A 24433-nucleotide genomic window follows, 5' to 3' on the forward strand; every position below is an offset into this window, starting at 1 on the left:
CCGTAGCCGTACTTGACGCGCCGCTTGCTCACGCGCGCGGTACTGTCCCGGCGCGGCGCGCCTACCGTACACGCAAATGAAAACCGAGCTAGTCTGTTCGTCCTGGTTAATGCGATAGGACAGACTAAAGTCCGTCCTACTTGTTTCAATCACCTAACCGCTTCGTCTCCGAACGTTCAATGATCAGCGCCAGTGGCATCTCGCCTTCTGCCTGCGCTTTCGGGCAATGCCGCAAGCCTTTGGGGATCACCAATCCTTCGCCAGCCTTCAACAAAAAATCGCCAACCTCGGTTTGGAAGAGAATCTCGCCTTGTAAGACGATGAACGATTCGTCTTCGTGTTCGTGCGCATGCCAGCGCTCAAACTCGCCTTGGAATTTAACCAGCCGGATTGCGCATTCGTCCACTTGCGCCAGATTGACAGGGGTGTAAGCCTGTGTGATCTGCGCGGCAGTTTGCTGAATGGAAAATAATTGCACGTCCATAAGATTATTGTTTGAAAACCACGCCGCCTTTCATCACCCATTTGACGCGCTCCAATTCGGTCACGTCTTTCAACGGGTCGCCTTCGACAGCGATCAGGTCGGCGTATTTGCCTGCTTCGATGGCGCCGATGCGATCTTCCCAACCCAGCAGCTTCGACGCTTGCACCGTCGCCGTCTGAATCGCCTGCAACGGCGTCATGCCCAGGCGCACGTAAACACCAAACTCGTGTCCATTCAAACCGTGCGGATAAACCGCCGCATCGGTGCCAAAGGCCACCAACACACCCTGTTGAAAGGCGCGTCCGAGGTTTTGCTTCATGATCGGCATCACGGTTTTCGCTTTCTCCACCATTGCGGGCGGCAAACCAAGCTTGGCGTAATTTTCCAAAAACCAATCGCTCAGATAAAGCGTCGGCACCAAATACGTCCCGTGCTCTTTCATCAGCTTGATGCCTTCGTCGTCAATGTACGAACCGTGTTCGATGGAGTCCACGCCCGCCAGCACCGCGAGTTTAATGCCGTCACCGCCGTGCGCGTGGGCGGCGACTTTGCGCCCGGCGCGATGGGCTTCGGTGACAATCGCCTGCATCTCTTCCAGCGAATACTGCGAGGCTTTGGGGTCATCGCCCAGCGAGAGCACACCGCCGGTCGAACAGATTTTGATCACGCCCGCACCGTATTTGATGTTCTCGCGCGTCTTGCGCATCACTTCGGACACGCCGTCGGCCACGCCTTCAGCAACGTAGTGATATTCGGGCGCGAGAAAGTTGTCATCGCAATGCCCGCCCGTAATTCCCAGCGAAGGCCCTGATGCAATGACGCGCGGCCCCGGCACATCGCCGGCCTCAATCGCATCGTGCAGCGCGACGTCGGAATACCCTTTCGCGCCGACGTTGCGCACCGTGGTGAAACCTGCTTCTAAGGTCACACGCGCATTCTTGGCACCTTTCAACGCCTCGCGCGGCACCGAGATGCCCACCGACGAATAGCCCATCCCGCCCGGCTCGAAGGTCAGATGCGTGTGGCAATCCGCCAAGCCCGGCAACACGGTCTTGCCACCCAAATCAATCACGGTTGCATTCGCGGGCACGCTGACCTGCGCGCCCACCGCCGTGATGCGGTCGTTCTCGATCAGGATGACCGCGTTGTTGATGAACGCGCCCGTGCGCACATCCAAGGCGCGTCCGGTCTTTACGGCAACCATATTCCCAGCGGGACGAGCAGTTTGTTGTGCGCCGACGGTCAGGACAATCAAGAGTACGCAAAGTGCGAGGGCCACGGGTGCAAGCAGTTTTCTCATGCGGGTGTTCCTTATGTTGATTTCAGTTTAGGCGTTTGATCGAAATAATTTTGATGGGCGGCGTCAGCGCCTGTTTGTCAGCCGGGGCCTGCTGAATCTTTTTCACCACATCCAGCCCCTTGGTCACTTGCCCAAAGGCCGCGAAGCCCTGGCCATCGGGGTTGCGCTGCCCGCCAAAATCCAGTTCGGGTTGCGCGCCAATGCAAATAAAAAAGTCCGAAGTCGCCGTATCCGCCCCCGCCCGCGCCATCGAGATGGTGCCATCCCGATGCTTCAAACCCGTCACGTTCGTGCGTTCAAGTTGAATCGGCGGAAACTCTTGTTTGGTGTCGTCAGGATGCACGCCTGCTTGAATGACTTCGATCTTGATGGCGTTGTTCGGCTGATTGTCCGGCGCGCGCTTGACCGTGCGATGAAAGCGCCCGTTGGTGTAATGGCCGCCATTCACATACTTCAAAAAATTGGCGACCGTGACAGGCGCGCGCTGGGCTTCGAGTTCGACTTCGATGCCGCCCAGTTCTGTCTGGATGAGTATGCGCACCTTGGGCGACTGGCCTTGCGCATAGACCATCAGTAACAGCCATAGCAGCACGAGCACGCTGGCCAGCCAGCAACGGCGTTGAAAATGCATCCACTCCTCCAGGTTCAATTGTCTTGTGATTTGAAAACCGCGCCGATGATAAGCCGCGCCAGCCGAACCGTCTAGCGCTACAATGAGGTTGAATGAGCGCCTCTCCTTGTAATAGCGAATTTATTCGCGGCGCGACAGCGCGAATAAATTCGCTACTACAAGGAGAGGCCGCGCTCAGCATAATTCCCTGATTCAACCTCATTGATCTGCGGCATGGCACCGGCGTTCTGCTATACTGCCGCCGCCTTGTGCCTGAGGAGAGCAGCCGATGCGCCAGATGTTTTATCAAGCCAACTTTTGCGCCGAATGCGGCAATGCGCTGCCCGCGCAACGTGTGCGCTGGCGCTGGGGGCCGCGCTATTTCTGCCCCGTCTGTGCACAACGGCAACGCTCGCCGCTCTATCGCTGGCTATTGCCGCTCGCCGCTATCCTGGCGACGTTAGGTTGGGCCTTCGTCTTGCCTGAAAGCGCCCCGCCGCCGTCACCGCCCGCCCCAGCCGTTACCGCGTTGAACGCCACCGCGCAACCCTTACCAGACAACCCGCCGCCAGCCGTGCAGGTATCGGCCAACGCCTTCTGCGGCGCACGCACACGGCGCGGCACACCCTGTCGCCGCCTGGTTCAACCGGGGCAACGGTGCGCGCAACATCGCGGCCAACCTTCCCTGTTGGAAGAGAAAAAAGCGCAGTAAAGATGAATTACAGATTTGAGATTTGAGATTTGAGATTTGAGATTTGAGCTTGTGGATTGAAGCCCGTTATTTTTGCAAAGCAAAGGCCGGAGTGTTCGAGCGAACACTCCGGCCTTTGCTTTTGAAACCGCAGCTTGTCAATCCGCAATCCGCCTTCGCTTCATTGCACATCGCGCGCGCAGCGGAAGCCGACGGCTTTGAAATTCGCAGCGCCTTGCCGTTTGGCGGGCAGGCTTTGCCGCAACGCCGCCGTCGCCTCTTTGCTTTCATAAGAGCCGCCCCGCACCACTTTGTTGGCCGCATCGGAAGCGGCGCTGGCGGCTTCGTCTTTGGCGCAAGCGTTGTAATTGCTGGCCGTCCATTCCGCCGCGTTGCCGATCAGATCGAACGCGCCAAAGGCGCCGCGGCCTTGCGCAAAACTGCCGGCGGGTTGCAATTGCTTGCCATTGACGTTGGCCAATTCGGCGCGCCATTCGTTGCCCCAGGGATAGAGCCAGTCTTTGCCGCCGCGCGCGGCATATTCCCATTCGGCTTCGGTCGGTAACCGCTTGCCCGCCCAGGCGGCGTAAGTGGTCGCGTCTTCCCAACTGACATCGGTGATGGGCAATTTCTCGGCGCCCGCCGCAAACAATCCGCCTGTCCACGAAGGCGGCGGCGGATAATTATTGGCCGCCAAAAACAAGGCGTACTGTTCGTTGGTGACTTCGGTTTTGTCCAGATAAAACGGCTTGATCGTGACTGCCGCAATCGGACATTTGCCGTTGCTGTTGGCATTCAACAACACCGAGCCGGCGGGCACATACACCATGTCTTCAAATGTCGCGGGCGTCGCAGTGGGAGTCGCCACCGGCGTAGCGCTGCTGGGCGGCGTGGGCGTCACCGGCACCGGCGTTTCGGCGCGGGGTTCGGATGAAGGGCTGGTCAACCACCAGGCGACAGCTCCTAACAAAACGATGACCGCCAACGCGCCCAACAACAATGGTTGTGCTCTTAACCGGGTCAGGATGGCGGCGGGTGAATTGTCGGGCGGGGCTTCGTCTTTGCGGGCCGCCAAACGTTGCGTGTCGAGACCGGCGCTGGCGGGCAAAGCGGCGCTGGCGGCAGCATTGGCGAGGCTGCCTGATACGCCTGAGTCGGACGCTGCGGCGGCCAATGGCGCGCTGCCGGTGGGAATCTCGGCTTGAACGTCTTTTGGTTTGACCGCCGCGCCCACCGAAGTGTCATAACTTTGCGCCTGCGCGCCAGTGCCGTGTTGTTGCGGATTGGTGTCGCGCGCCGGTTTGAGCATCTGTGTCGAAGCCGGGTCCAGCAAAGTCGGCTCGCTCGACGCTCCGGGCAGCGCCCCACCTTCGGCGTGGGGTGTCGCCAAGGCGGCACTCGGCACAGTCAATTTCACCGCCGCAGCGAATTCCTGCGCCAGGACGCGCGCTGTGGGCTGCCGGTCGGGCGGCCTCTTTTCCAACGCGCGCAACACGACTTGTTCAATCTCCGCGCTTAAATCGGGGCGCTGCTCGCGCAACGGCTTGGGTGTTTCCATCACGTGCTTGATCGCCACGCCCGTCGGCGTCTTGGCCGTGAAGGGCAATTGGCCGGTCAGCAATTCGTAAAGCACGACGCCCAGGCTGTAAATATCCGAACGCTCATCCACCGGTTCGCCCTGACACTGTTCGGGCGACATATAGCTGGGCGTGCCGATGAAAGTGCCGACCTTGGTCAACGCCGGTTCCAACATGCCTGAGTCCTGCTCTTTGTCGAGCAACTTGGCGATACCAAAATCCAGCAACTTGACCTGTTCGGCCATACCGTGCCGTTCAGAAGCGATCACGTTTTCCGGCTTCAAATCGCGGTGAATGATGCCCAACTTGTGCCCCTCGGCCAGCACAGCACAAATCTGCGTCAAAAGCTGATACACCCGCACGGGATCAAGCACGCCTTCATCATCCAACACCTGCCGCAAATTGCGCCCGTCCAGCAATTCCATCACGATGAACGTCACGCCATCGGCCTCTTCGCCAAAATCGTGAATGACGACGGCATTGGGATGGCGCAAGCGCGCCGCCGCCCGCGCCTCGCGTTGAAAGCGTTCGCGCGTGACGGCGTTGTCCACCAGTTCGGAGCGCAAGACTTTGACCGCCACTTCATCGCCGATATGCAAGCGCGTGGCACGATAGACTTCGCCCATGCCGCCGCTGGCGATAAGCGCATCCAAACGGTAACGCCCGCCAAGGACGCGGCCAGCGCTGACGCCTGTGCTAGAGGAATCGAAATTTGCCTGGGTACTCATCTTGATTTTTGATCCGCCGGAAAAGCTGCTGCGGGCGCGAAGTCTAAATCAAACGCGGCCAGATTGATACTGGCGCGCGGTTCAAGCCAGGCGAATTTCGCGGCCCGTCTGGCGCATGCCGCTGCCGCGCTGCTAAAGTGACGCGCCGCAATCGTCAAACTACCAACCTCTCTTCCGGAGTCGAACCTGTGAACCAAATGTTCCGGCCTGTCTGTTCTTTCATCATCGTCAGCGCGCTGCTGCTCGCGCCTGCCAATGCCCTTGGGCAAACGCTGCCTAAACTCAAACTCACGGCGAACCGCCGCTACTTGCAACACGAGAACGGCAAGCCTTTCTTTTATCTCGGCGACACGGCCTGGGAGTTATTCCATCGCCTCAATCGCGAAGAGGCGACGCAATACCTGAACAACCGCGCGCAAAAAGGCTTCACCGTGATCCAGGCCGTCGTGCTGGCGCAACTGGGCGGTTTGACCGTGTCCAATCCTTACGGCGATCTGCCGTTGCTCGAAAGCGATCCGGCGCGGCCCAACGAAGCCTATTTCCGCCACGTGGATTTCATCGTCAACAAAGCCGAAGAATTGGGCCTGTATGTCGGGATGCTGCCGACCTGGGGCAGCCATTGGGCGCTGGGCAAGGCCGCGTTCAATCCCGTGAACGCACGCCAATTCGGACGCTTTCTCGGCGCGCGTTACAAAGACAAACCGATTATCTGGGTGCTGGGCGGCGACCGTTCGATCACCAATGACGCTGAACGCGCCATCATTGACGCCCTGGCGGCGGGCTTGGGCGAAGGCGATGGCGGCGCGCACCTGAAAACTTTTCATCCGATTGGCCCCGGCATGTCTTCGCTCAAACTGCACGACGCGCCCTGGCTCGATTTCAATATGTTCCAGTCCTCGCACGCCGCGCGCGATCACGACAACGGACTGTATGTCGAACACGATTACGCGCTGACGCCCGTCAAACCAACGCTGGATGGCGAGCCGCGTTACGAGGGTATTCCCGTGGGCTTTTACAACCGCAACGTGGACGGCATCACGCGCTTCGACGATTTCGACGTGCGCCAGGCCGCGTGGTGGTCGGTGCTGGCCGGGGCGTGCGGCTTCACCTATGGCAACAACAACATCTGGCAAATGTACAAACCGCCGACTAGACAAGCCGGCAGTCAAGCCCCGCGCACGGTCGGTGATCCCAATCGCATTCGCGACCTGTTCGGCGGCCCCGGCAGCATCATCGGCGCGAACATCCCTTGGCACGAAGCCCTAGACCATCCCGGCGCGTTCCAAATGCGCCACCTGCGCCGCTTGCTCGAAGCCCTGCCCTTCACCAACCTTATCCCCGATCAACGCCTGATCCTGAACGGCCCCACAACCGGCGGCGCACGTATGCGCGCGGCGCGTGCCAGTGACGGCTCGTTCGCGCTGTTTTACACCCCGCACGGCGACAGCTTCACACTGGACAAAAGCGTCATCAAAGCCGAACAGCAAAAACAGTATTGGTACGACCCACGTTATGGCATTGCCTATTCGCTGAAGGATCAAGACAGCTCGGGCATACAGACGTTTACGCCGCCGAGTAGCGGGCGGGGGAATGATTGGGTGTTGGTGTTGGTGGATGCGGGGGCGGGGTTCACATTGCCGGGGGCCGCGCAATAAACTTACTCCTCGCAACAGTGATAATCGGCAACACCAAAAGTCGTTGGTGCCCTTTCTTGTGCCAGAGGCACGGCAGAATATAGCCGGTGGTGAAACCACCGGAATCACAACAACCATCACCGCGCCCCGGCAGGGGCGCTGGACAACTCTTGGAGATAAGCCATGCCATCAACTCATCTCAGTCTGCATTTCCACCTCATCTTCAGCACCAAAGACCGCATCGCCTACATGCACCCCGACTGGCGCGGACGTTTGCACGCCTACCTCGGCGGCATCATCAATGACCTGGACGGCGTCCCCGAAGCCATCGGCGGCGTAGCAGACCACATTCACCTGCTAGTCGGATTGCGCGCAACGCATCGCCTCGCAGACGTGCTGAAAGAACTCAAAGGCTCCTCTTCAAAATGGGTGCATCAGGAATTGCATAAGCCTTTGTTTGCCTGGCAGGAAGGCTATGGCGCGTTCACCGTCAGCCCCTCGCAACTCGCCATCGTCAAACGCTACATCGCCAATCAAGAAGAACATCATCGCCAGCAAACGTTTCAGACGGAGTACCTGGAGTTTCTGCAACAAAGCGGGGTGGAGTATGACGAAAAGTATCTCTGGTGAAGCCTCGTCCTGCGCCCCTGCCGGGGCGCGGGCCTTTTCGCGCGCGGTCCCAGTGGTTTCACCACCGGCTACATTCCGCTGTCCCTTCGGGACAAATTCCACCGCCCTGCAAGCATCGCAAGAAACGAGATTGGCAAATATGGTGCTCAGGGGTAAGCTGTGGGCCGTCAGCACGCTTGGCAAATGAGCGAAGTTGATCCGAAGCAAACGAACCACTGCCAGAGCAAGATTTCGACTACCGCAGAGCCCGCCCTAATCACTTTGCCGGTCGCAACAATAGGCACAAATAACGAAGGTGAATGTAATGAACGAACGAATCAATCAGATCATTGAGTACGTACTCGACAATGGCGAGATAACAAAAGATGAAATACTGAACTCCTTCGATATCGCTGATGAGGAATACGCCGAGATCAAGCGAGCCATTCTAAAACATCAGCTAATTGAAGCGGGAGCCAAAGGTATTGGGGGATTTGTTGTCAAAAAGCGTGCAGGCAAAACGCCAGACGATACTGAAACCAGCCCAACATTTTCGACCGAGTGGGAAAATGAAGCGGTCCAAAGATTATGCGAGCTTCTTCAGCATCGCGAGTTAGAAGAGCTGTTAGGGCCAGTTGCCCAAACCGTGCGCCAGGCGCGTAAATATGCGACAGGTGAAGACCGCCGCGGAAGCAAACCCGAACTCGCCGCTGCATTAATAATTCAGCATGGGTTTGATCTTTTTCGGGAAGGAAAAGCCCGTGAAATGATTGGCAGACACGCAAGAGTTGAGGTGCCCCGACGCTGGCATCCTGGGAAAGGGCAAGCGATTAGTTTTGTTGATGCAACAGGTTTTCCACCAGAATTTGCAGGCATACCCACAGAAGACTCCCTTCCTCATTACGAATACCTTGAGGGACGCTTCGAGCTACAAGAACTGGCAGATTTTCAAGAGGAGGTGAAGCGACAACTTTCCGAATCGCTGCGATCTCCTGGTCGGCGAGCGATTGTCACGCTACCAACAGGTGCTGGCAAAACTCGTGTAGCAGTAGAAACCATTCGTGATTGGTTTAAACAACACTATGACCCTTCAGGCACTGCAAACTCACGCTCCGTTTTATGGCTAGCTCATACTGAGGAACTCTGCGAACAGGCATATACCTGCTTTCGCCAGGTTTGGGAGGGAGCAACTTTTGTCTCGCCTCTTATGCTTTTCCGATTTTGGGGCAAATACACACAGCTTGATGATGAGCATTACGAGTCGCTCAATCGTATTGCTTATCAACCCAGTGTCTTGGTATCCACGCCAAATCGCATAGTTAATCTCATTGAAGCCTCTGATGAAGATCGCCAACAAATTCTCAACCTATTGCGCGCTTCCATAAACATTCTCGTTATTGATGAAGCGCACCGAGCCGCAGCACCTTCATATCGCCGTATCGTGGATGAACTTGTCGGCCAAGACGAACGCATGTCACTCGTCGGATTGACTGCCACACCATTCAGGCTTGAATACTTGGGAAATGACCCTGAAGCAGGTACAAAGGAGTTGCGCGAGATATTTGCCAATCTGATTGAGGCTGAAAAAACACTTGGCGACGACCCACGGGCAGAGCTACAACGGCGAGGTATTCTTGCTACCCCCATAGTTGAGATAATTAAGACTCCCACCCGCCTATCATTTCCAGATGTCGCAAATCCAGAAGAAATCACCCCAGAAGAGATAGAGAAAATTGACAACGCACTGAAAATTAAGGCTGACAATTCGCGTCGCCGAATGGCGGTCTTCAAGCAAATTCTGTCTATTTGTGAAGACCCCTTGAATCTAATTCTTTACTTCGGCCCAAGTGTACGCGACTCCGAGTGCATGGCATATCTGCTGCGCGAGAAGCACGTTCCTGCGGCAGTCGTAAGTGCTAAAACTCGTGATGTCACACGCCGCCGCATAGTAAACGAGTTTAAGGCAGGTCGCATTCGTGTTCTGTGCAACTGTGAAGTTCTCACAACAGGGTTTGATGCACCTCGGATAACCCATGTCGTTGTGGCACGTCCAACAGTCAGCCAAGTCCTTTACGAACAAATCATCGGTCGTGGCCTCAGAGGACCTAAGTTTGGTGGAACAGACATCTGTACAATTCTTGATTGTGAAGATAGCTTGCCAGAAGATGGGCACCGACCACTACTGGGCTATCAGCTATTTCGTCATGTCTGGAAGCCGCGTGTTATTCAATCGTAATAAAGGAGCTAAGCGTATGCCGAGCATCCAAATCCAACCCGACCAACTGCTTAACGCCGCACTGCAAATGCCAGAGAAAGAGTTCCAGCAATTCATCACCCGCCTGTTTACCGCAAAAGCCAGCCAACGTGTGCCAACGCTTTCTGAACGCGAGTCTGAACTACTACTCAAAATCAATCAGGGACTGCCTGCCGCGCGGCAAGAACGGCTGAACGAATTGATCAAAAAGCGCCGGGCGGAAACCATCAGCCCACAAGAGGTGCGCGAGTTGAAAAAGCTCACTGCCGAAGTCGAAAGGTTCGATGTCGAACGGCTCGGATTGCTGACCGAATTGGCGGCCATTCGTAACGTTCCGTTGCGCAAACTGATCAAACAACTCGGACTCAAACCCGTGCGGCATGACTAAAAAGCGCGTTCCAGCCAAATTGCGGCGCTTGGTCAGGCAACGGGCTTTGGGTTATTGCGAATACTGTCTCTGCCCGGATTTCTGCGCCACGCAGTTGCATTCCAACGAGCACATCATGCCCGAAAGCTTGGGCGGCTCCACCAGCGCCGACAATCTCGCGCTGGCTTGCCAGGGTTGTAATTGCGCCAAAGGCAACAAGACCCAGGCCCTTGATCCTGCGACTGGACGCTGGGTTTCACTCTTCCATCCACGCCGCGACAATTGGGCCGAGCATTTTGTTTGGGGCCGCGACCATCTTTTTCTGATCGGGCTGACACCGGTTGGCCGGGCCACAGTTCAAGCACTCGAGTTGAATCGCCCAGGCGTTATTCATCTGCGCCAACTGCTGGTGCTCAACCGTGAGCATCCGCCGTCGCATCGTCCCGCTGCGAATTGACCTGTGGCGGCCCAGCTTCACCAAGAGGAACACAACCCATGAACCAACCCATGCCCGCTCTCTTTTTCGGCCACGGCAACCCGCTGAACGCCCTGCAACAGAACGCTTACACGCGCGGCTGGGCCAACATTGGCGCAAGTCTGCCGCGTCCGCGTGCGATTGTGGCGGTGTCGGCGCATTGGTATGGAGCGGGCACGGCGGTGACGACGCTGGCGCAACCGCGCACGATTCACGATTTCGGCGGCTTCCCGGCGGAGCTTTATCAGGTGCAATATCCCGCGCCGGGTGAGCCTGCCTTGGCGGCGCGAGTGCAGGCGCTGCTTGCGCCGGTGCCGGTTGCGCTCGACCAGCAGTGGGGTTTGGATCACGGGACGTGGTCGGTGTTGTGTCACGTCTTTCCGCAAGCCGATGTGCCGGTCATTCAACTCAGTCTGGATGCGACGAAACCGGCGGCATGGCATTACGAAGTGGCCCAGCGGCTGGCTACGTTGCGCGACGAGGGCGTGTTGGTCATGGGCAGCGGAAACCTCGTTCACAATTTGCGGTTGTATCAATGGGAGAACCCAGCGGCGGTGGCATTTGACTGGGCGGCGCGGTTTGAAACGCAGGTGCGCACGCTGTTGCAAGCGGGCGAAGTGCAGCCGCTGCTGGCGCTAGAAAACATGGGCGAAGAGGCGCGGCTGGCGGTGCCTACGCCAGAACATTATTTGCCGCTGTTGTATGTGCTGGCCTTGCGCCGCGTGGCTGAGCCAATTCGCTTCCCGGTCGAAGGGTTTGAAGGCGGCGCGATTTCGATGCTGACAGTCCAAGTCGGCTGAGCGTACAGGCCAACGACCTTATTCGCAGACACTGTCAAGTTTTACGACTCAGCCGTTGCCCTGCTTACGTTGCCCAACTTCCCAACCTGTTTGACTCGACAATGCAAGCGCGCGGCGCAGCGTTGGGCGCCCATTTCAGCCAGCGCGGCGTCCGTGACGTAGAGCGTTTGCAAGGTGGACAGATCGTATTTTTCGACCAAGGCGTCGGTCGCCAGCAATTCCACCCAGGGCGACAACAGCGCGGCGTGGGTCACACGGTACTTTTGCAGCGTGTGCAAAAACGCCCGCAATTCAAAGCGCGGCATTGTCACGACCGTCGCGCCTTGATAAAGCGCGTAATTCAACAACAACAAGCTGGCCGGTTGATGAAAGGGCGCGACGCCCAGAAAGACAGCGCGCGGGTTGGGCGAATGTGCGGCCTCGCTATTGGCAAATTGCAACAGGCTGTGCGCCAGGCTGTGGTGTGTTTGCGTTTCGTTTTGCGGCCCGTCTGCCGCGCCCGGCCAGACGGCCAAATCGTGGCGCGGTTCGATCAGCGCGTCGGTGGGCACTTCGTTTTCCTGCAAAATGCTCTCGCACAATTCGGCGAAATGTTTGGCGTGCGGCGCGCTGTCAAAGGTGAAGATTTCGCGCAGTGCGGTTTGCTCAACGACTTGCAGTGCGTGATTCAAACACGCGCCCACCGTCAATAGACATTTGGCCTGCGTTTCATTGAGTTGTCCGGACAATTCATGCGGCGTGCAGCGCGGATTGACCGGCATCACGACGCCGCCCAGCGTCGTGAGCGCGTGAAAGGCGACCGCGTATTCGGGCAGATTCGGGCTGTACAACGCAAAGACATCGCCCTTGCGATAGCCGCGCTGCACCAGGCTTTTGGCGACGTGGCGCAGTTGCGTCCAAAGTTGCGCGTAACTCAGCGTGCGTCCGCTGGCGCCATCAATCAAGGCGGCTTTGGCGCCGAGTTGCAAGGCGTGCTGCAACACAAATTGGGCAAGCGGGATTTCAGGGACGGTGATGGGAGGCAGTTGATTGTCAATGCTCATGGCGCTGGTTCTTTTGGGCAGGGCTTTGGCGCATCACTCTAAGATTGATAAATACTGCGCCCCCCCTGGAGTAGCGAATTTATTCGCGCGGTGACGCGGCGTGACGAATAAATTCATTACTACAAAGGGCATCATAGCGTTTCGTTTGTGGCGCTGCCTGCGGGACTTCTCCTGTTTGATTCCTGTTTGCACACCTCAACCAGCCTGCGCGGGGCTGCGCCTGCCGTGTTGGATTTGCTGTTTGCTTTCGCGCTTCCCCTGGCGCGTGGGCGGTGCGGACGCTTGTCCGTACCCACGCCCAAGGGTTGCGGCGCATCGTCTGTGATGCCCTGATGACGCAAGCAAGATAGCCGGAAGCAGGCCCTAAAGTCTTGAATGCGTTTTGAAATTTCTATGAATAATCCGGGTGCTGACGCGCTGCTCTTTGAAGCGCGTATCAGGCTGTCCCTTCATCATTTACGTCAATTGTGCAGCGTCCGTCCTTACGTTAGAATGCCCGCGTTTTACAAACTGCCTGGCCTGCTGCGGCTTTGGTTTACCCCGCATTGAGGCAGCCCGCCGGGCGCCCCGCTTCCCCCACGATCAGCACAAAAATTGGTAAAACCATTGTCAGTACTGGTGATTTTTCAAAAGTGGTAATGGCAAAACCTGCAAGTCCCTTGTATGAATTCGGCCCGTTCCGGTTAGACCCGGCGGAGCGCCTGCTCACGCGCACGGGTCAGCCCGTGGCGCTCACACCCAAAGCTTTCGATACCTTGCTTTTGTTTGTCGAGAACCAGCAACGGCTGCTCACCAAAGACGAACTCATCGCGCAAATCTGGCCGGACAGCTTTGTCGAAGAGAGCAATCTGGCGCAAAACGTTTCAGCCGTGCGCCGCGCCTTGGGCGAAAAGGCGGGCGGTGGCCATTACATCGAGACGGTGCCCAAACGCGGCTACCGGTTTGTCGGCGAGGCGAAACAGGTTTGGGCACAGGCGCAACGCCCCGCCGCGCGCCCGGCGTATGCGCCGGCACAGGGTGAGGTTGGCAAGGCAGAGGCGTTGCTGGATTTGAATGCGCAGGCTGCGGTAGAAACGGATGAGATAAGCAGCAACATTGCAGATGCGTTTGCCGAAGACGCGCCAGCGCTGACGTCGTTGTCTTCTAGTTCGCCTGGCAGTTCGCTGGCCAGTCCGCCAACTTTGACGGCGCAACCTAGCCGGACGTCTGACCGGTTGAAATGGTTTGGCTTGGGGATGGCAGCGCTGGCGTTGCTGCTGGCGGGCTGGGTTTTTACGCGGCCAAATAAATCAGCCCCCAAAGCCGAACGCCCGCGTTTGGCCGTCTTGCCGTTGCGCAATTTGAAACCCGCACCTGAGACCGACTTCCTGGGCTTTTCGCTGGCCGACGCGATCATCACCAAACTAAACTATGTCAGCGCGCTGACCGTGCGGCCTTCCGCCATAGTGGCTGCCAGCGTCGCTGCCGCCGTCAAAACTGGCCAGGCCGAACCCGATCCGCAAACGATTTCCCGCGAACTTAATGTAGACAAGTTGCTGACCGGCACCTTTCTCAAAGAAGGCGATGACCTGCGCATCCATCTGCAATTGATTGACGTGCCCAACAAACAGGTGCTCTGGGCGCAGCCGTTGGATTTGAAATACGACCGCTTGCTGACCGTGCAGGATCGCGTCACGCAACAAGTGCTCGCCGGGTTGCGCGTCAACCTGACGCCCATCGAATCGGAACAACTCACGCGCAATGCGCCGCGCAATCCGCTCGCGTATGAAGCCTACTTGCGCGGGTTGGACGCCTATCAAGCCGCTGATTACGCGCGCGCCATCAGCGATCTGGAACAATCCACCACGCTCGATCCCGAATACGCCGGCGCTTGGGCGCATCTGGGCCGCGCCTACACCGCGCAAGCTTCGTTCGCGTTCGGTGGCCGCACGGTTTATCAGCAAGCGCAACAGGCTTACGAAAAAGCCCTCGCGCTCAATCCGCAAGAGATCGAAGCGCGCATCTTTCTCGCTAACCTCTTCACCGACACAGGCCGCGTCGAAGAGGCCGTACCGCAATTGCGCACCGTGCTCAAAACCAATCCCGCACACGCCGAGGCGCATTGGGAATTGGGTTATGCCTACCGGTTCGGCGGGCTGCTGCCCGAATCCATCAAGGAGGGCGAACTGGCGCGCCAACTCGATCCGCACGTCAAACTGAACAGCTCGGCGTTCAACAGCTATCTGTATGCAGGCCAGTACGACAAATTTTTGCAGAGCCTGCCGCCGCGCAATGACCAAGCCTTCATCGTCTTCTATCGCGGCTTTGCGCATTACTATTTGAATCAGCGGACGCAGGCGGCTGAACATTTCGACCGCGCCTATGCGCTCGACCCGTCGCTTTACACCCAGATCGGCAAAGCCCTGAGCGCGGGCCTCTCCAACCAAACGGCGCAAGGCATCAGCTTGCTGCGCGATACCGAACGCAAGCTCGAAGCGGGCGGCGTGATCGAGGCCGAGGGCACTTACAAAGTGGCGCAAGGTTACGCCGTGTTGGGCGAAAAGCCCGCTGCCCTGCGCCTCTTACGCCGCAGCATCGAAGGCGGCTTTTTCTGCTATCCATATTTCATCAGCGACCCGTTGCTGGAAAACCTGCGTGCGGAAGCCTCCTATGCGCAATTGATGGACGCCGCCAAGAAACGGCACGAAGCGTTCAAGCAGAAGTTTTTCTGACTAGCCAGAGCGGAGAGGGGGAGCGCGAACGTCTCGTCCACTATCTGTAAAAGCCGCGCAGCGCGCGGTACAGTCCCGGCACAACGCGCTCTCACCGCCATTATCCTCTGGCGGTTACCACCGCGCGCAATAAAGCGTGAGAGCCGAGCCTGCCTGCGCGATGGCGGCTCGCACTCTCACGCCTTCAGCAGTCAGCGCCAAAGCGCCGGACTGCCAACTTAATTTTGCGGCGCTTCGAAGCCCTGGAAACCGACATTGAACGGCGTCGTCGCCGCATCAATGGATTTCAGGAATTTCAGCAACGCCGCCCGATTGGCCGCGTCGTTGAGCGGATCGGCTTGGAACGGATTCAAGCCCGCCCGGCGATGCGTCGTGTTGGTCAGGATGTCGTCAATCGTGACCGCCGAACCGTTATGCAACAGTGGCCCCAATGCCCACGCGCCCAACAGCGATGGCGGCGCATAACCATCAGCCCCCAGCGGCGCGGCCCCGTTCTGCCGAATCTCGTTCACGTTCGCAGCATTGAACGTGCCGACTTGGCGTAGGAAGCGAATGACCTGGCCGTTGACGACCTCAACTGTCGCGGGTGGCGGCGTGTAATCGCGGCGCGCCGTTGACCAGCCCGCCCCGCCGTGACAATCCACACAACCGGCCTGCTCGAACAGCTTGCGGCCTTTGACGACATCGCGGTTGTCGCGGCTGAACAGCGGGAAGCGCCGCGCGGGTGAAATCGGCGCGCGCAACCCACGCGCGATGAATTCGCTCAGGGCATCGAGCGCCGCGCTGCGTTTGGTGTTCGGCAAAGCAAAGGCGTTCAGTGTCGGGTCGGGCGTGCCCGTGGTTGTGTTGTCGAGCGTGATCAACCCCAAGCCGCCCGAGGTACCGCGAATGTTGTTCTCGAAATCCTGCACCTCATCGAAGATCGCCGAGTAATTCAAAATCTTCTGGTCGCTCGGATTTTTCGGATTGAAGGTCGCGTGCAATGGCACGCTGCGGCGCGGCCCCGCGCCAAAAATCCACACCACCTGATCGGTGAAACCGTTGGCGTGACAAGACACGCAACCGCTCCAGCCTTCGCTCGACAGCCGGCCTTCGGGAATCACGGGGCCGAGCGTCGGCAGGTCAACACGCGCCGAACTGAAAAAGATCGCCTTGCCGTATTGCACGGTCGCTTCGATGGTGCCGGGCGCGGGCAGCGCCGCCGTGCTGACGGTAGCAATCTTGGTTTGCGTATCCAGGTTGATCACCGACACATCGCGCGAGACTTCGTTGGCGACATAAGCGCGCGTGTCGTCGCGGCTGATCGCTACGCCAATCGGTTTCTGCCCGGTCGGGATGCGCACGACGTTGCCGGGATCGCCCGCCGCCTTGGGCGCATTGATGGTGGGCGCGCCGTTTTCATCCAACACGACTTTGACCAGGATGTTGGCCGCCGAAGCCACGACCCAGCCTTCGTTGCTGTTGTTTTCAAACGCCATGTGCCAGGGCATACCCAGGAAGAGTTTTTGCGGGCTGGCGGGTTCAAAGTTGATCCCGCGATTCATGTTGATCGTCTGCCCCTCTTTATCGGTCGCCGTGTCAATCACGTTCAAGAAGGCTTGCACGTTGACGTTGAAGCGCACCGGCCCATCGGGCGAAGCGGCATTGTTCGGCAAATAAGCGCGGCCATTCTTGATGGCGATGGCGTTCAGCGAATTCGGGAACGCGCCGGTCGTCACGGTGAAGGTCGCCGGATTGGTCGCGGCAATACGTTGTAGCGCCGAGCCGTTGGCTCTGAATCCAGTGTCCGCCACCGGCGGCAAAATGACCTGGCCGACGACATTGTCGGTGTTGGTCGAAATCACGGTGACGTGGCCTTCTTTGTAATCGTCCGCGCCGATCAGTTTGCCGGGGATGTCCACGGCATTGAATTCACTGACATAAACTTTCTCATCCGTATCGCTGGCGTCGCCGTCGCTGGTGATGGCAATCCCGCGCGGTTCATTGCCGACGCCTGTGATCGTGCGCGTCACGGTGTTGGTCGCGGTGCTAATCACGGTCACATCGTTGGAGCGCGCGTTGGCGACGTAAAGCTTGGTGCCATTCGGCGTCAGCGCGAGGCCATACGGTTCGGTGCCGGCCAGAATGGTGCCGGTGATTTCGAGCGTCGCGGGGTTGATGATCGAAACGGTGCCGCTGATCGTGTTGGCGACATAGACGGTGCCGTTGGGCGCGATGGCGAGGTTGTTGGGTTCATCGCCGACTTTGATTTCGGCGAGTTTCTGGTTGGCGTCGTTTTCAACATTGATGACCGACACGCTGTCGGTATCGGGGTTGCAAACCCAGACGGCCTTGCCGTTGGGCGCGAGGGCGAGGGGGCTGGATTGCGTCGGCCCATTTGCGGCAGCCTGTGCCGTCGCGCGGGTCAGCGGCGCGCCGTGATAACACAACGCGCTCAGCCCGGCTGCAAAGGCCAGGCAAAAGACCAACTTCAAAAAGCGTGGTTTCATATTCTCCTCCATTTTTTGGACATAAAATTTGGCGTTCGGTTAAGCAGCAGTTTGCCGGTGAAGCGGCAAACCTGGGACGTGCGGTGGCACGCCCAACGCGGCGTACAAAACGCGGCCTCGTTATCGAGTCAGCTTCCCGGCGCGGCTCCTGTAGCTTGATTCCAGTGACAGTCAATTGGTTTGTGCATTCACGGGCCGCAGCTTAGGCGGCGGGGCGAGTCGAAGTCTTGAGGTAGGGATAAAAGTTTCTTGAAAGAATTTTGAAAGGGGTGATCTGCTGATGAGGCAACGACTTTAGCCGGGTCTTCAACTTGAATGAAAGATGGCGCGCAACGCTGGGAGGGTACCGCGCGCGTCAGCAAGCGGAGGTCGCGCGGTTGTGCCAATACGTCATACTTGACGCGCCGCTTGCCGACGCGCGCGGTACCCCTCCCGGCGCTTGGCATTTGTCAGGCACCGAAGCTTTGCGATTGCTTCCGCCGTCACACGCCAGTATGCTGCGCCCGCAAATCTGCCCGCATTCACTACAACCGTGAAAGGATGACGAAATGAAGACTGCTCTGTTCCACCGCCGCACGGCCCTGACGTTCAGCAGCGCGCTGCTCTTGCTGAGTTGCGCACTCTGGCTGCCGCACACTCGCACGGCGTATTCGCAAGGCCCTGCCGCCCAACCGGCGGTGACGCCAACCGTCAACAAACTGGAATTGATGACGCCCATGCGCGATGGCGTAAAGTTGGCGACGGATGTTTACCTGCCCTCCGGTGACAACGCTGGCAAAGGCCCCTGGCCGGTCGTGCTGACGCGCACGCCATATGGCAAAGGGAATGGCAACCGTATGTGGACAGACAACGGCTTCGTGTATGTCGGGCAGGATTGCCGGGGCCGCTTCAAGAGCGAAGGCAAATATATGCCGTTTATGGACGATCATCTCGACGGCTACGACACGGTCGAATGGATCGCCCAGCAAGAATGGTGCAACGGCAAGATTGGCATGATCGGCGGTTCGGCGATGGGCATCACGGCGAATCAGGCTTCGATTATGGCCCCGCCGCATCTGACTGCAATGTATGTGCAAGTCGCCCCGGCCAGCGCCTATCAGCACGCCATTTTCACCGGTGGCGTCTTTCGCAAAGAGATGAACGAGCAGTGGCTGAAATCGCAAAAGGCCGAAGACGTGCTCGATCTGACTTTTCAGCATTACAAAGACGATGGCTATCTGAACATCCGCGAAGGCCGCCTGCATTGGGAGAAAGTCCAAGTACCTGTGTACAACTGGGGCGGCTGGTACGACATTTTCGAGCAAGGCAACATTGATAATTTCGTCGGCTTGCAAGCCAAAGGCGGCGGCCTCGCGGCGGGCAATCAAAAACTGAAGATGGGCCCTTGGGCGCACGGCCAGGTCGAAGAAGTTAAATACCCCAACGCCCAGCCCGATCAAAAAGAAGCTCAACGCTGGTTCGATTACTGGCTGAAAGGCATCAACAACGGCATCATGGACGAGCCGCCGGTCAGCTATTACGTGATGGGCGACACCACCGATCCGAAAGCGCCCGGCAATGAATGGCACACGTCGGCAGTCTGGCCACCGCCCGCAAAGGTTACGTCTTACTTTTTGCAACCCGACGGTAAGCTCAGTGAAACACTCGCAAGCGCACCCAAGAGCAGCAGCACTTATCAATTCGACCCGAAAAACCCCGTGCCGACGGTGGGCGGCGCGCTGCTGTTTGGCAAGAAAGGGCCGCTGGATCAGCGTGTAATCGGTACGCGCAAGGATGTGCTGAAATTCCAAACTGAACCTTTGGCTGCGCCCCTGGAAGTCACCGGCCAAGTCATCGTCGAACTCTTCGCCGAATCGGATTGCCCCGACACCGACTGGATGGCGAAGCTGGTGGATGTGTATCCCGATGGCACTGAACGGCTGGTGCTGGACAACGCCCTGCGCGCGCGGTTCCGCGAAGGCTTCGACAAGGAAGTGTTTATGAAGAAGGGCGAGGTCTACAAATTCAAAGTGGACTTGTGGTCAACCAGTCTGGTCTTCAACAAGGGTCACCGGCTGGCGCTGCATCTTTCCAGTTCGAACGATCCGCGCTTCGATCCGAACCCGAACACCGGCAAACCGCTGCGCGCCGATGCCGAAACGCGCGTGGCAACGAATACGATTCATCACAGCCGGGTGTATGCCTCGCGCCTGCTCTTGCCGGTGGTGAAAAGCTATGACGGGAAGAAGATGGCGAACAAGTAGGGTGGATAGTCAGCCGCAGATAATCGCCGAAGGACGTCGGTAGAGCTATGCCTGATCGGCGTCCCCGGCGTTTATCGGCGGCTGAAATGCGGGTGCTGGGGGAATCTGGCGATCCCAAGACCAACCAAAACCGTTTCAACGCAAAGGAGCAAAGTATGCGAATCGCGATCATCGGCGCAGGCAATGTCGGCGCGGCACTCGGCGCCGGCTGGGCGCGCGCCGGACACGCAGTGACCTTCGGCGTGCGCGACACCGCCAGCGTCAAAGCCAATCAATTCGCCCAGGGGATTGGCGCCCGCGTCGCCAACGTGACTGAGGCCGCCACGGCGAGTGAAGTCATCGTGCTGTCCACGCCGTGGGAAGCGACGCCCGCCGCGCTGGCCGCCTGCGGCAATGTCACCGGCAAGCTCATCGTGGATTGCACCAACCCACTCAAGATGGGCGCAAACGGCTTGGAATTGACTATCGGCCATGACACTTCAGGCGCGGAAAAACTGGCGGCACTGGTGCCCGGCGCGCACCTGGTCAAGGCGTTCAATCAAACCGGCTTCGCCAACATGGCCGCGCCCGTGTATGACGGCCAGGCGTCGGTGATGTTCGTGTGCGGCGAAGATGCGGCCAGTCGTAGCACGGTTTGCGACTTAGCCAAGGCGCTGGGCTTCGACGCGATTGACGCAGGCCCCTTGCGGGCGGCGCGGCTGTTGGAGCCGCTCGCGATGCTCTGGATTCATCTGGCGTTTACCACGGAGTTGAACCGTGACTTTGCGTTTGCCGTACTACGCCGCTAACGGAAAAACCGGCTTGGGAGAGCGCCTTCTCCCAAGCCGGTACTACTCGAAACGCCGCCAATCAACACCTATCTTGCGCCGTTGTGTGGCACGTTTTTGTAGTGTTCGCCCAGCCAATCGCGCCCAAAATCACCGTTGAAATCACGCCACACCGAATGAATGTGATTCGGATTTAATTGTGTCGTGTCGTTAGCAGGGTTTTGTGAATGGTCGTATTCGATCAAAAACGTTTTGCCCTGTACACGATAGTAATGCGCTTCGCCTGGCTTGACGCTACCCGCCCAGCCGAAATAAATCGTATTCAAGCCCGCTTTGGTTAAGGCATCGCGGCGCTGCTTGGCAATTTCGTCGGGCATGCGATCCAGGTATTCTTCGACAATCGCCATTACTTTTTCGCGTTGCTCGGCGTTCAGTTGGCTGAGGCCAATGCCTGCAGGTTTGAGCGGATCAATGATGCGCTTTGACATGGTGAACAGGTCGCCGGGCGTTCGGGATTTGTTGAAGATCGCGATATTGCGTTGCTTGTCGTCCAAGGCGGTGATTGCTTCGCGGGCACGGTCCTCTTCGTTGGCGAGTGGACGAAAGCCAGCGCGTGGCCCTTCACGAACTTCAGCCGGATTGCTGCCGAAACCGAGTGGGGTATTGGAAACCAGTTCGCCGCTCACCAATGTAAAATGCAGCGAAATATGATGCCCCTCAATGCGCCAGCCCCATGGTTCATTGGCGCCTGGAGTACCAAAAATGGCAAAGAAATATAGCTCTTCATCGCGCCGGAAGGGACGGCGTTCAGTATTGCCGCGCGCGTCTTCGAGCGCGCCGAGAATCGGCTCCATCTGCATAATTGCCGAGGCTTTCAAATAACCGTAATTGCTCAGCCCTGTTCGCAAAAAGGCATGCGCCAGGCGGCGCTGCTCCAGCGTCATTTCCTTAAGCGGCAATCCTTTTCGCTGGCGCGGGAAAAACTCCCAATCGTCCCGCGCGTCGTCTTTGAAAGCTAAGACGGCTTTGGCTTTTTGTTCTGCTGAAAGCGAGGCGATGAATTTGCTGGCGGCCTCAGCCATCAAAGCTGAGGTGCGCATTTTGGCGTAAGCCTGATAACCAAAATAGGAGACAAAACAAAACGCGGCAAAGTAGCCAATGCTCAAGAGGCTAGCCTTCATCAATTTGTGATTCATATTTTCCTCAATTGCTGTAGTGGCGGCTCGCTATTTCGCGGCAGCAAAACAGCCCGCGCCGTGAACCGTAGTCGCGCCGCCTCTTTTCAAAACCGCAACGGCTTGCCCGCAACAATCCTTGCCAAAGCATTTGCCGACACTGCCGCCAGCTTTACTATCAACCTCGCAACCAGCTTCCGCGCCGGTTCCGCTTTGCGGACAACAGCACAGCGAAATAATCACGGCGTCGTAAGGATCAAGTGTTTCGAGTGGAGCCAGCACCACTTCGCTGGGTGGCGGCGCTCCTGCGTCCGGGTCGTAATCCAGCACAACCAGCACGCTGCCTTCGGCATTCCAGAACGAAAAGCCCTTTTTTGGCGTAGCAGTGATACCAACAACTTCAAATGCTTTGCCTGCCGCTGGGTGGCGGCGCATCGCATCCGCCAATGAAGCGCCGAAATGTTCCCGCTCAAGGCGCCGCAGCAATTTCAAATGCAGGCCTTTTTCAGTTGCCGCTGTGGTTTTGGCTTTTTGTTGGGCCTGGGCGGAGTGTTGGTAAATGGCTGATGCGCTCAGCAATAAACACAGCAAGCCGCCGAGCGGTAATTTTCGCAACATAATCTTCCTTTTTGTTGGTGGTTTATTTTTGCGCGGCGCGCAGCGGGGTTTTCAATATCCCGATGCCCTTGATTTCGATCGCGACCTCATCGCCGGGCTTGAGAAATTCGGGCGGCTTGCGTGCAGCGCCAACGCCTTCGGGCGTGCCGGTAACGATGACATCGCCGGGATAGAGCGTCAGCACGGACGATAGGTAACGCACGATATGCGCTTCGTCGAAGATCAGATTTTTCGTATTGCCATCCTGTTTCACCACACCGTTGACTTTGGTGACGATGCGCAAGTTGGCGTGATTCGGCATGAATTCTTTCGGCACGATGAACGGGCCAAACGGCGCAGCGCCTTCGCGGCTTTTCATATTGAACCAATTCGGGCCGGGAATCGTCGCGTTCAACTTGCGCCCAGCGCCGCCGCGATCACTGACGTCAAACACAATGCTGTAACCGAAGACGTAATCGTGCGCTTGTTCGAGCGTCAAGTTGAACGCAGGTTTGCCCATCACGATGGCGAGTTCGCCTTCCCAATCAATGTTGCGGCCTGGCGGCAGTAGAAACGGCGCACCAGGATCAATGATGCAATTGCGGGGTGATTTAGCAAAAAAGATCGGGTCTTCAGCTTCGACGTTGACAGTGTGTGTGCCGCCCATTTCTGCGGCGTGCGATTTGTAATTGACCGCCGCAGCCAACAGATTCCACGGATATTTGATCGGCGCTTTGAGCGCGATTTTGTCGAGTGAGTGGGCGAAGGCGAGGCCATCCAACTTTGCGTTTTGGTAGAAGTTGGCAAGTTGATAAAGGCGTGGCGCAAGGCGGGCGTATTGCTCAATCAACTCGCGCATCTCCGCGGGGATTGCAACGTTCGGCAGTTTCGCCTGCTTCGCTAATTGCGCATTGGCGGCAGCAATGTCGAGCGCGTATTCGCCCAGCACCAATCCGAGGTGTGTTTTGCCCGCGACTTCAAAGGCAGCCAGTTTGAAAGGCGTCTCGGGTTGGTCAGAAACGGGGTGGCGTTGCGCCAGCAGCGTCTGGCTAATAACGGTGCAAAGTATGCTTATCGCTACGAGTCGCAGACTCAAGCGCAACCAGAAAACACACGCGAGTTTTTGCGGTTTTGCCATATTTGTTTGTCGTGCAATTCAGTGGGGGGCAAAAGGATGGCAGGGAAAACAAAATTTGGCGCGCCGAAAACGCTCAATTCCAATGCTGATTCAGTCAATCTAAGGCAACTTAGCGAGGATTCGTGCGGAAGGCTGTCGGCGGTTGTCCGAAACGCTCGCGAAAGCGTCCGGCAAAGCGCGAAGGCGATTCATATCCGACTTCATTGGCAATTTGAGTGATGGATTTGTCGGTTGCCTGCAACAGCACCAGCGCATGCGAAAGCCGCAGGTCGAGCAGGATTTTGGTGAGCGAAAGTTTTTCTGCCTGCAAACGGCGACGCAAAGTAGCTTCACTCATGGCCAGGTGTTTGGCGATTTCAGGAGCCGTCCAAGTTTGGTGTGGCGTGGATGACAAGAGCGCACGCACTTGTGCACCCACTGAAGACGGGCGCGGGAGTTCAAAACATCCGCCGTACATTTGCAACCACACCAGTACCTCTTTCAGTTGATGGATCGCAATTTCGCGCGGGCACCTTTCTGGCTGAAGAATGGCTTCGCGGGCGCGGTCATAGGCCTCGCGGAAACCTGTCTCCATTGGGCGAATCAGCATGGCTTGCTGAATTGGATGTTCGCACCGATGGGCCAAAAGAATATTCGGGTCCCAAACCAACCAAAAGGCTTCGTAATCTCCATTCGCAGCCGGGCGATTCGTAACATCGAATGAGTGTCCACCCGCGATGGCAATTGCCGCACCTGCTTCGA

At 57.8% G+C, this 24433-nt stretch carries 20 protein-coding genes; 10 read left to right on the plus strand and 10 right to left on the minus strand.

The genetic code is table 11. From position 1 onward, the window contains the following. Positions 1–145: 145 nt before the first annotated feature. The 3 genes from HY011_25205 to HY011_25215 are packed head-to-tail and all read right to left on the minus strand — an operon-like array spanning position 146 to position 2355. Entirely contained in the window at positions 146–484 is a 339-nt protein-coding gene (locus tag HY011_25205; GenBank protein ID MBI3426242.1) for a cupin domain-containing protein, read from the minus strand. 4 nt (positions 485–488) lie between these two features. Continuing rightward, entirely contained in the window at positions 489–1784 is a 1296-nt protein-coding gene (locus HY011_25210) for an amidohydrolase family protein (protein MBI3426243.1), read from the minus strand. Positions 1785–1806: 22 nt separating this feature from the next. Then, complete coding sequence (locus tag HY011_25215) at positions 1807–2355, minus strand: peptidylprolyl isomerase (protein ID MBI3426244.1); 549 nt, start codon at positions 2353–2355, stop codon at positions 1807–1809. A 328-nt stretch (positions 2356–2683) separates the two neighbouring features. On the opposite strand from HY011_25215, the gene HY011_25220 reads away from it, so the two are divergent. Continuing rightward, positions 2684–3106 (plus strand): hypothetical protein, encoded by a 423-nt coding sequence (locus HY011_25220; GenBank protein MBI3426245.1) that lies wholly within the window; start codon positions 2684–2686, stop codon positions 3104–3106. A gap of 160 nt (positions 3107–3266) precedes the next feature. On the opposite strand, the gene HY011_25225 is transcribed toward HY011_25220, so the two are convergent. Continuing rightward, on the minus strand, positions 3267–5390 hold the full coding sequence (locus HY011_25225; GenBank protein ID MBI3426246.1) for an SUMF1/EgtB/PvdO family nonheme iron enzyme: 2124 nt from the start codon (positions 5388–5390) through the stop codon (positions 3267–3269). Positions 5391–5587: 197 nt separating this feature from the next. On the opposite strand from HY011_25225, the gene HY011_25230 reads away from it, so the two are divergent. The 6 genes from HY011_25230 (at position 5588) to ygiD (ending at position 11529) form a co-directional block, all read left to right on the plus strand. Next, positions 5588–7045, plus strand: a complete 1458-nt coding sequence (locus HY011_25230) for a glycoside hydrolase family 140 protein (GenBank protein MBI3426247.1) — start codon at positions 5588–5590, stop codon at positions 7043–7045. A 162-nt stretch (positions 7046–7207) separates the two neighbouring features. Then, positions 7208–7654: an IS200/IS605 family transposase gene (gene tnpA, locus HY011_25235; GenBank protein MBI3426248.1), complete on the plus strand. Its 447-nt coding sequence runs from the start codon at positions 7208–7210 to the stop codon at positions 7652–7654. A gap of 304 nt (positions 7655–7958) precedes the next feature. Then, the gene (locus tag HY011_25240) at positions 7959–9869 is read left to right on the plus strand and encodes a DEAD/DEAH box helicase family protein (GenBank protein MBI3426249.1); all 1911 of its coding nucleotides are present in this window, start codon (positions 7959–7961) and stop codon (positions 9867–9869) included. Between the two features lie 16 nt (positions 9870–9885). After that, positions 9886–10275, plus strand: a complete 390-nt coding sequence (locus HY011_25245; GenBank protein ID MBI3426250.1) for an STAS/SEC14 domain-containing protein — start codon at positions 9886–9888, stop codon at positions 10273–10275. Further along, on the plus strand, positions 10268–10711 hold the full coding sequence (locus HY011_25250) for an HNH endonuclease (GenBank protein ID MBI3426251.1): 444 nt from the start codon (positions 10268–10270) through the stop codon (positions 10709–10711). The genes HY011_25245 and HY011_25250 overlap by 8 nt, the downstream gene beginning before the upstream one ends. A 38-nt stretch (positions 10712–10749) precedes the next feature. Continuing rightward, positions 10750–11529, plus strand: coding sequence for a 4,5-DOPA dioxygenase extradiol (gene ygiD, locus HY011_25255; protein MBI3426252.1), 780 nt, complete (start codon positions 10750–10752; stop codon positions 11527–11529). A gap of 41 nt (positions 11530–11570) precedes the next feature. Here the strand turns inward: ygiD and HY011_25260 are convergent, their stop codons facing one another. Next, the gene (locus HY011_25260; protein ID MBI3426253.1) at positions 11571–12572 is read right to left on the minus strand and encodes an AMP-binding protein; all 1002 of its coding nucleotides are present in this window, start codon (positions 12570–12572) and stop codon (positions 11571–11573) included. A 638-nt stretch (positions 12573–13210) separates the two neighbouring features. On the opposite strand from HY011_25260, the gene HY011_25265 reads away from it, so the two are divergent. Next, positions 13211–15283: a winged helix-turn-helix domain-containing protein gene (locus tag HY011_25265; GenBank protein MBI3426254.1), complete on the plus strand. Its 2073-nt coding sequence runs from the start codon at positions 13211–13213 to the stop codon at positions 15281–15283. Between the two features lie 218 nt (positions 15284–15501). Here the strand turns inward: HY011_25265 and HY011_25270 are convergent, their stop codons facing one another. Then, on the minus strand, positions 15502–17772 hold the full coding sequence (locus tag HY011_25270; GenBank protein MBI3426255.1) for a hypothetical protein: 2271 nt from the start codon (positions 17770–17772) through the stop codon (positions 15502–15504). 548 nt (positions 17773–18320) lie between these two features. Here HY011_25270 and HY011_25275 point away from each other — a divergent pair. Beyond that, on the plus strand, positions 18321–20015 hold the full coding sequence (locus HY011_25275; GenBank protein ID MBI3426256.1) for a CocE/NonD family hydrolase: 1695 nt from the start codon (positions 18321–18323) through the stop codon (positions 20013–20015). 155 nt (positions 20016–20170) lie between these two features. Beyond that, on the plus strand, positions 20171–20803 hold the full coding sequence (locus HY011_25280) for an NADPH-dependent F420 reductase (GenBank protein ID MBI3426257.1): 633 nt from the start codon (positions 20171–20173) through the stop codon (positions 20801–20803). Between the two features lie 68 nt (positions 20804–20871). Here HY011_25280 and HY011_25285 read toward each other — a convergent pair whose 3' ends face one another. From HY011_25285 to HY011_25300, 4 genes are all read right to left on the minus strand, one after another. Then, entirely contained in the window at positions 20872–21978 is a 1107-nt protein-coding gene (locus tag HY011_25285) for a DUF3500 domain-containing protein (protein ID MBI3426258.1), read from the minus strand. A 30-nt stretch (positions 21979–22008) separates the two neighbouring features. Next, complete coding sequence (locus HY011_25290) at positions 22009–22575, minus strand: hypothetical protein (GenBank protein MBI3426259.1); 567 nt, start codon at positions 22573–22575, stop codon at positions 22009–22011. Between the two features lie 22 nt (positions 22576–22597). Next, positions 22598–23692: a fumarylacetoacetate hydrolase family protein gene (locus HY011_25295; GenBank protein ID MBI3426260.1), complete on the minus strand. Its 1095-nt coding sequence runs from the start codon at positions 23690–23692 to the stop codon at positions 22598–22600. 109 nt (positions 23693–23801) lie between these two features. Beyond that, positions 23802–24341 carry a helix-turn-helix transcriptional regulator gene (locus tag HY011_25300; GenBank protein ID MBI3426261.1) on the minus strand — a complete coding sequence of 180 codons (540 nt, stop codon included), beginning with the start codon at positions 24339–24341 and terminating at the stop codon, positions 23802–23804. Between the last annotated feature and the right edge of the window lie 92 nt (positions 24342–24433).

The organism is Acidobacteriota bacterium, assembly GCA_016196035.1.
Classification (GTDB): Bacteria; Acidobacteriota; Blastocatellia; order RBC074; family RBC074; genus JACPYM01.